Raw genomic sequence first — 7618 nt, 5'->3', positions numbered from 1 at the left:
GAAGTTCTGGATGTCTTCACCTGCATCTGCAACCATCGCACGCTGGCTACCGCCGGACGCCTGCTCACCCGCAATTCGGAACGCCACCTGAAATCGTCGGACGAAATGGCGCGGTTGTTTGCCGATGTCCCGGAAGCGATCGCCAACACCCAGACTCTTTCATCGCGATTGAAATTCGATTTAAGCGCCCTGGGTTACAAATTCCCCGACTATCCGGTTCCCGATGGAAAGTCGCAAGCGCATTTTCTGCGGGAACGCACGCTGGAGGGCATGCTCCGGCGCTATGGCCCGGAAAATAAAAAAGCCGCGCGGCAGATCGAACGCGAGCTGGCCCTGATCGAAAAACTCCATCTGGAAGGGTATTTTCTGATCGTGTGGGACATCGTTCGTTTCTGTAATGAACGCGGCATTCTGGTGCAGGGGCGCGGCTCCGCGGCGAACAGCGCGGTGTGTTACGCCCTGGGCATCACCGCGGTGGATGCCGTCGGCATGAATTTGCTTTTCGAACGCTTTCTTTCCGAGGAGCGCGGGGAGTGGCCGGACATCGATCTCGACCTGCCGAGCGGTGATCGCCGCGAGCGCGTCATCCAGCACGTCTACGAGCGTTACGGTGCGCGGGGTGCGGCCATGACCGCGAACGTGATCACTTACCGTGACCGTAGCGCCTCCCGGGAGGTCGGCAAGGTGCTGGGGATCCCTCCCCCCGAGATCGACCGGCTCTCGCGCTACATGCGTCGCTTCGAGTACGTGGACCCCGGCGACACTCTGGAGAGACGCCTGGGGCAGGCGGGCTTCGACGCGGACGACCGGCGGGTGCGACTCTTCGCCCGCCTCTTCCAGGAGATCCAGGACCTGCCGCGCCACCTTGGCCAGCACTCGGGGGGGATGGTCATCGCCCAGGGGAGGCTAGATGCTGTCGTTCCCCTCGAACCCGCCACCATGCCCGGCCGGGTGGTGATCCAGTGGGACAAGGAGGATTGCGCCGACCTCGGGATCGTCAAGGTGGACCTGCTCGGCCTGGGGATGATGTCCGCCCTCCAGGACTCGCTCGCGCTCCTGCGGGAGACCGGCGTGGAGGTGGACCTCGCGCACCTGCCTCCCGACGATCCCAAGGTCTATGCCATGCTCCAGAAGGCCGACACCGTAGGCCTCTTCCAGGTGGAGAGCCGGGCCCAAATGGCCACCCTCCCACGGATGAAGCCGGAGCGCTTCTACGACCTGGTGGTGGAAGTGGCCATCATCCGCCCCGGACCGATTGTGGGGAAAATGGTCCACCCCTATTTGGACCGCCGGAACGGGCGGAAGCCGGTGACCTACCCCCACCCGTCGCTGGAGCCCATCCTGGGCCGGACCCTGGGGGTGCCCCTCTTCCAGGAGCAGCTCCTGCGCATGGCCATGACCGTGGCCGGCTTCACGGGGGGGGAAGCGGAGGAACTGCGGCGGGCCATGGGGTTCAAGCGCTCGCAGAAGAAAATGGTCGCGATCGAGAGAAGACTCCGCGAGGGGATGCAGCAGCGGGGGATCGGGGGGGAGACGGCAGACGTCATCGTCCGCTCCATCACGTCCTTCGCCCTCTACGGCTTCCCGGAGTCCCACGCCGCCTCCTTTGCGCTCATCGCCTACGCGAGCGCGTACCTGAAGGCCCACCATTGCGCGGCCTTCACCTGCGCCCTCCTCAACAACCAACCCATGGGCTTCTACCACCCCTTCACCCTCGTGAAGGATGCGCAGCGCCACGGCGTCCGCTTCCGGCCCGTGGACGTGACGAGCAGCGGCTGGTCCTGCACCCTGGAGGAGGGAGCGTTGCGGCTGGGGCTGCGCTACGTGGCCGGCCTGCGTGCGGAAGGGGGGGAGCGGATCGTGGCCGCGCGGATCCGGGCGCCATTCACATCGCTCCAGGACTTCGTAGACCGTGCCCGCCTCCGCAAGGACGAGTTGCGCAACCTGGCCGAGGTGGGGGCGCTCAACGCTTTCGGCCTGACCCGGCGGAGTGCGCTCTGGCAAGTGGAGCGGGCGGCACGTCCGCGGGGGCCGCTCTTCGGCGCCCCGGGAAAAGACGAGTCCGGGGAGCCGTCGCCGGTGCCGGAGATGAGCCTGCGCGAGCGGCTGGGGAGCGACTTGCTCGGCACCGGCCTCACCATCGGCCCCCATCCCATGGCCCTTTACCGACGAGAGCTGGCCGCGGGCGGCGTCCGGCGGGCGGCCGACCTGGCGGGGTTGCCCGACGGGACGCGAGTGAAGGTGGCGGGGGCCGTCATCTGCCGCCAGCGGCCGGGCACGGCCAAGGGCTTCCTGTTCCTGACCCTGGAGGACGAGACGGGGCTCATCAACGTGACCGTACGTCCGGACCTCTTCCACCAGCAACAGGCCGTGCTCGTGGGCGCAGACGTTCTGGAAATCGAGGGGATCCTGCAGGTGCGGGACGGGGGCTCGCTCCGCGCCCTCAGCGCGCGTCCCGCAGGCCTGGGCACTCCGCCCGTGCCCTCGCGGGACTTCCGGTAAGCCTCAGGACGCCCCTCCCGCGGGGGGACGGTGGTACCAGACCCAGCAAAAGGCACGGAATCGCAGGAGGAATGGGCAGAGCAGCATGAGCAAGACGGTGACGAAGATCAGGGTCGGGGAGTACCAGCGGCCCTTGCGCCCGCTGGTCACCAGGGAGTGGCCGTCCAGGATCACAAAGTCCAGTCCCTGCGCGCGGCCCCACCGCCTGAGGGCCCGTGAGAGCCAGATCTCTTCGGAGGCGTAGACTCTCTCCGAGAAACCGCCGACCGCCCGAAAGGCCTCGCGCCGGACGAAAAGGAAGGAGCCCGCGGCCAACCTGAGCCGCCGGGAGAGCGCGTTCCAGCCCGCCACCATGCGCAGGGCCAGGGGGTGGGAGAGCCCCTCCATCATCAGGGTGGCCCCTCCGCCGCAGGCGCGTCCCCCCAGAGCGCCCAGGGCCTCGCGCAAAAGGCCGGGGGGGACGTTCGTATCCGCGTCGACGAAGACCAGGAAACGCCCGCGGGCCACCCGGGCTCCCGCGTTTCGCGCCCGCGAGATCTGGTTGACCGGCTCGAACACGACCCGGGCTCCCGCCGCCCGCGCCGCTTCCCCGGTGCGATCGCTCGAGTTGTTGTCGCACACCACGACCTCGCCCCGAAAGGGCGCCTCCGCCATCGCCGCCCGCAGCCGCTCCAGGGTGCCGGGAAGAAGGGCTTCCTCGTTGTAGGCGGGTATGACGATGGAGTAGTCTGGCTCCGTCCCATCCACCTCACCAGGATACGGCAGTCGGAGAGCGAAAAAAGGGACGTCCCCGAAGAGGAGCCATCCCGCCGTGAAGGCCCGCCGTGGCGAACCGCCATCGAAGTCGGCCCCGCGGGCGGCCGCCCCCCCCGGGGCCTCGGCGCCCGAGAGCTCACCGTCGCGCTACATCGCTCGGATCAGTCGGGCCACGGGGGAGGAGATCCCGGGCCCCATCGAGCCCGACGAGCTGCTCGTCCACGCCCACCGCGACAAGCACCCGGTGGAGCTGGCCGCCCAGTTCGCGGCCAGCCGGTTCATCGGGCTGACGGGGAAGGAGACGGCCGTGCGGGAGACCCTGCGGGCCGTCAATCGGCTGGGCGCCCTGATGGCGGCCGGCGTGGGCGTGGTCACGGGAAGCCGCGAGCGAGAGCGCCAGGCCAAGAAGGTCCTGGGCGTGACCGCGCGCGATGTCGTTTTCCAGTTCCGGGAGACCAGCCATCTCACTGAAAAGGAAGTGAAGGCGCGGGTCGAGCACCTCCAGCGGGAGGCGCGGGCCCGGCTCAAGACCCGGGGCCCGAAGCCCGGCCTGCACGTCCTGCTCACGGGGGCCACTGGTTTCGTGGGCAAGGAGGTCCTGGCCCAGGCGGCCCAAGACCGGCGGATCGGAGAGGTGGTGGCGGTGGTGCGTCCAGAGAGGGTGCGCGATCCCAAAACCAAGGAGGTCGTCCGGACCCTCTCTCCCGCGCAGCGGGGGGCCCTGCTCCTCAAGCGTCTGCACATCACGGGGGGGGCGGCGAAGAAGTTCCGGTTTGTGAACGGGGACATCGAGAAGCCAAACTTCGGCCTGGCCCCTACGGAGCTGACCCGGCTAAGGACCCGGCTCACCCACGTTATCCACTGTGCGGCCAGCGTCTCCTTCGACGACACCTACGAGAACTCCTACCGCGCGAACGTGCTCGGCTGCCGTAACGCGCTGGCCTTCTCCCTGGGCCTGCAACGGGCGCCGGGATCGAAGTTTGTCAGCCACATCGCGATCGAGACCTCCTATATCCACGGCCGCAAGAAGCGCTCCATCGCCCAGGAGAGCGGCCTCGTCTTCCCCCGGCACTTCTACAACAACTTCTACGAGCTGACCAAGGCCATGGCCTCGATCGACACCGATCGCTCCCTGACCGAGCAGGGGCTGCGGGTCACCCAGCTCCTCCCCTCCATCGTGATCGGCCACTCGCGTACCGGAAACAACCGGGGCGACACCAAGGTCGTGAATGCGCCCATCAATGCTTTCGGGCGGGCCAAGGAGGCCATGGAGGCGCTGGGCGGGGAGTGGTCCGACCGTCTGCGGGCCCGGCTGGTGGCGATGGTGGCCCTGTCGTTCCCCGCCGATCGCTCCGCGGAGCTGAACCTGGTTCCCGTGGACCGGGTGGCGGCCGGGATCCTGGCCGCCCTCCACGCCCCGGAGGCGATCGGGGCCCGAATCCACTTGGCCACCGACAACCGGATCCGATCCGAGGACGTGGTGCGGGTGACGCGGGAGGAGCTGGGGGTCAACGTCCGTCTGGCCGATCCCACTCTGGCCCGGAATGTCACCATGCCCGTGGTGAAGGCGATCCTGCAGAGCCTCAACGAGCCCAAGCTCGCGCATGCCCTGGAGAAACTGGGAGCCATCTTCGGAGTCTACGGGGAGTGGGGGCAGCCCATCCATGACGTTGGAAATGACGTGCGGATCCTCGGCCTGCCCATACGCCGTCCGGATACCCTCCAAGCCTTCCGCATGCTCTGCCGGCACAACCGGTACGTGCAGGAGTTTGGGAAGGTGCGCGACGGGGACGAAATCGCGCGGCGGGAACAACTCTGGCAGAAGGCCCTGGAGGCCATCGAGTTCAGCAGCGGGCGGGAGGTGGCTTCCCTGTCCGCGGGGGAGTTCCAGCGCCTGCTCGGGGGCGAGATCGACCTCAAGACATTCCGCCCCCGATGAGGCGTAGCGGCTCCGGGAGCCAAGAGCAATAGGGGCCCGCCCCGGCCGCGAAGAGGATAGGCGGGGCTAAGGGGGGCTCGGTATACTCTCGAGGGAGCGCGCCGAAAGGAGGACGCCGTGACCCAGGAGATGAGCCTGCTGGAGCGCCTCAAGGCCCGCGGGGAAGAGGTGTTCGGCCAGATCTCGGGCGAGCTGATGGCGAACCCGCAGTTCATGAAGGCGGTGGAAGGGGCCCTCCGCGGAAAGCAGAAGCTGGAGGAGGCGGTGGGACACGCCTTGAAGACGATGAATGTCCCCACCCGGGGCGAGCTCAGAAAGGCCCTGGCCCGGATCGAGGCCCTCGAGCGGGAGGTGGTCGCTTTGAAGGCCAAGGCGAAGCCCGCGGCGGCGCGGCGGCGCCGCCGCGGCAAGACCCGCGGTACCGGCCGGACGGAATAGGCGTGGGCCGGATCGCCCTCACCGGGACCTCCTCCTTCCTCGGCAGCCGCGTCTTGCGGAGGTTGGTGGCCGCTCGCGACCCCGACTCCGTGCTGGCGGTGGACGTCGCCGCCCCCCCCGCCAGCGTGCCCGGGGTGCGGTACCACATGGTGGACATCACCCTGCCCGCCGCCGATCAGCGGCTGCTGGAGGCGTTCCAAGAAGAGGAGGTGGACTCGGTCGTCCACACCGCGTTCTTCACGAATCCCCGGCGGGACCCCCCCCACGCCCACGAGCTCGAGTCGATCGGGACCCTTCACCTGGCGGCGGCGGCGGCGGCGGCGGGCGTGCGCCATTTGATCGTGCGCTCCTTTACCGCGGTCTACGGGGCCCAGGGACAGAACCCCAATTACCTGACCGAAGAGCGTACCCCCCCACCCAACCCCGGCCTGGGCTGGATCCGCGACAAGCTGGAGGCGGAGGGGCACGCGCGCTCGTTCGCGCGGCGCTATCCCCGTCTTACCGTCACCGTATTGCGTTTCGCACCCCTCCTGGGCCCGGGTGTGCACACCTTCTACACCCGGATCTTCAGTCGGCGCGTGGTCCCGGTCCTTCTCGGCTATGACCCCCTCCTCCAGCTCCTGCACCCCGACGACGCGGTGGAGGCGGTGGAGGCGGCTCTGGACAAAGCCCCGGGCGGGAGTCTCAACATCGTTCCGCGCGGCGTCATCAGCCTGCTCACCGCCCTCCACTTGGCGGACAAGGTGCCGCTGCCGGTGCCGCACCCCGTGGCCTACGCGGCCGCCGATCTGCTCTGGTCCGCGGGCTTGGGTGAGGCCCCGGGCGGCTTCCTCGACTATGTTCGATTCCTGTGTGTGGCCGACGGGGAGAAGGCGCAGCGGCTGCTCGGCTTCACCGCCCGCCACACGAGTCGGGACGCGCTCGCCGCGTTTCTTGGCTATCGCTACCCAGAGGCGGCCAACCAGAGGATGGAGGCGAGGGCATGAGCCAGCCGGCGGCGGTGGTGCCCCTGCGCCGGGCTCGGAAGGGGGCGGGCGCGGAAGGGGCCGCCCCGAAGAGGCCGCCCGCCCGGGAGCGGCCGCGAGCGGCAGAGCCGGGTTCGGGGAGCGACCGAGCGGAGGGCCTCCCCACCGCCCTCGGCCGCCTCTTGCAGGCGGGGATGGCCGGGATGAACTGGGAGAACCTGGCCCGGCTCTCCCGCGGCCTCTACTTCGCCTGGCACTCCGAAGAAGTGGACGAGTTCGGCTATGACCGGAGATTCACCGAGACCATCCGCCCCTTCTTCGAGTTCTTGTACACGCTCTGGTGGCGGGTGGAGACGGTGGGCATCAAAAACGTGCCTGACCAGGGACCAGGTCTGATCGTCGCCAACCACTCGGGGGTCCTGCCCTGGGACGGAATGATGATCAAGCTCGCCCTTCGCCACGAGCACCCGGCTCAGCGGGAGTGCCGGCTGCTGGCCCTCGACATGTTCGCCCTCCTTCCCTTCCTGGCTCCCCTTCTGGCCAAGAGCGGAGAAGTACGCGCCAACCCGGAGAACGGCGAGCGCCTCCTGCGCAAGGAAGAGCTGGTAGGGGTGTTCCCGGAGGGGGTGAAGGGAGTGGGGAAGTACTTCCAGGACCGCTATCGGCTGGCCCGCTTCGGCCGGGGCGGGTTCGTGCGCCTGGCCCTGCGCACGGGCGCCCCCATCATCCCCTGCGCGGTGGTGGGGGCGGAGGAGATCCATCCCGTGTTGGCGAAGGCGGACTGGGTGGGGCGTCCCTTCGGCCTGCCCTACTTCCCGATTACCCCCACCTTCCCCGCCCTGGGGCCCCTGGGCGTGATACCCCTCCCCACCAAATGGTCGATCGACTTCGGCGACCCCGTCCCCACCGGGACCTACGGCGCCGAGGCGGCCGAGGATCCCATCCTCGTGAACCGTCTCTCGGAACAGGTGCGCTCGACGATCCAGGGCATGATCGACGGCCGCCTGGCCCGTCGGCG

6 protein-coding genes are annotated in these 7618 nt (G+C 68.7%); 5 read left to right on the top strand and 1 reads right to left on the bottom strand.

Annotated features, from left to right (window positions below; all coding sequences use genetic code 11):
- Positions 1 to 2502 (top strand): error-prone DNA polymerase (locus VN461_20090; protein HXB57075.1); only part of this gene is annotated, 2502 nt, incomplete at its 5' end.
- 3 nt (positions 2503 to 2505) lie between these two features.
- On the opposite strand, the gene VN461_20085 is transcribed toward VN461_20090, so the two are convergent.
- A complete protein-coding gene (locus VN461_20085) occupies positions 2506 to 3249 on the bottom strand; it encodes a glycosyltransferase (protein ID HXB57074.1) in 744 nt (247 codons plus the stop codon).
- Positions 3250 to 3313: 64 nt separating this feature from the next.
- Between VN461_20085 and VN461_20080 the strand changes: the two genes are divergently transcribed.
- From VN461_20080 to VN461_20065, 4 genes are all read left to right on the top strand, one after another.
- A complete protein-coding gene (locus tag VN461_20080; GenBank protein ID HXB57073.1) occupies positions 3314 to 5197 on the top strand; it encodes an SDR family oxidoreductase in 1884 nt (627 codons plus the stop codon).
- 117 nt (positions 5198 to 5314) lie between these two features.
- On the top strand, positions 5315 to 5635 hold the full coding sequence (locus VN461_20075; protein HXB57072.1) for a hypothetical protein: 321 nt from the start codon (positions 5315 to 5317) through the stop codon (positions 5633 to 5635).
- A gap of 2 nt (positions 5636 to 5637) precedes the next feature.
- Positions 5638 to 6621, top strand: coding sequence for an NAD-dependent epimerase/dehydratase family protein (locus VN461_20070; GenBank protein ID HXB57071.1), 984 nt, complete (start codon positions 5638 to 5640; stop codon positions 6619 to 6621).
- Positions 6618 to 7618 (top strand): lysophospholipid acyltransferase family protein (locus tag VN461_20065; protein HXB57070.1); only part of this gene is annotated, 1001 nt, incomplete at its 3' end. The genes VN461_20070 and VN461_20065, both read left to right, overlap by 4 nt.

The sequence above is a fragment of the Vicinamibacteria bacterium genome, assembly GCA_035570235.1.
GTDB lineage: Bacteria > Acidobacteriota > Vicinamibacteria > Fen-336 > Fen-336 > DATMML01.
Note: the sequence above shows the minus strand (reverse complement) of the source record. Positions and strands in the feature narration are given on the sequence as shown.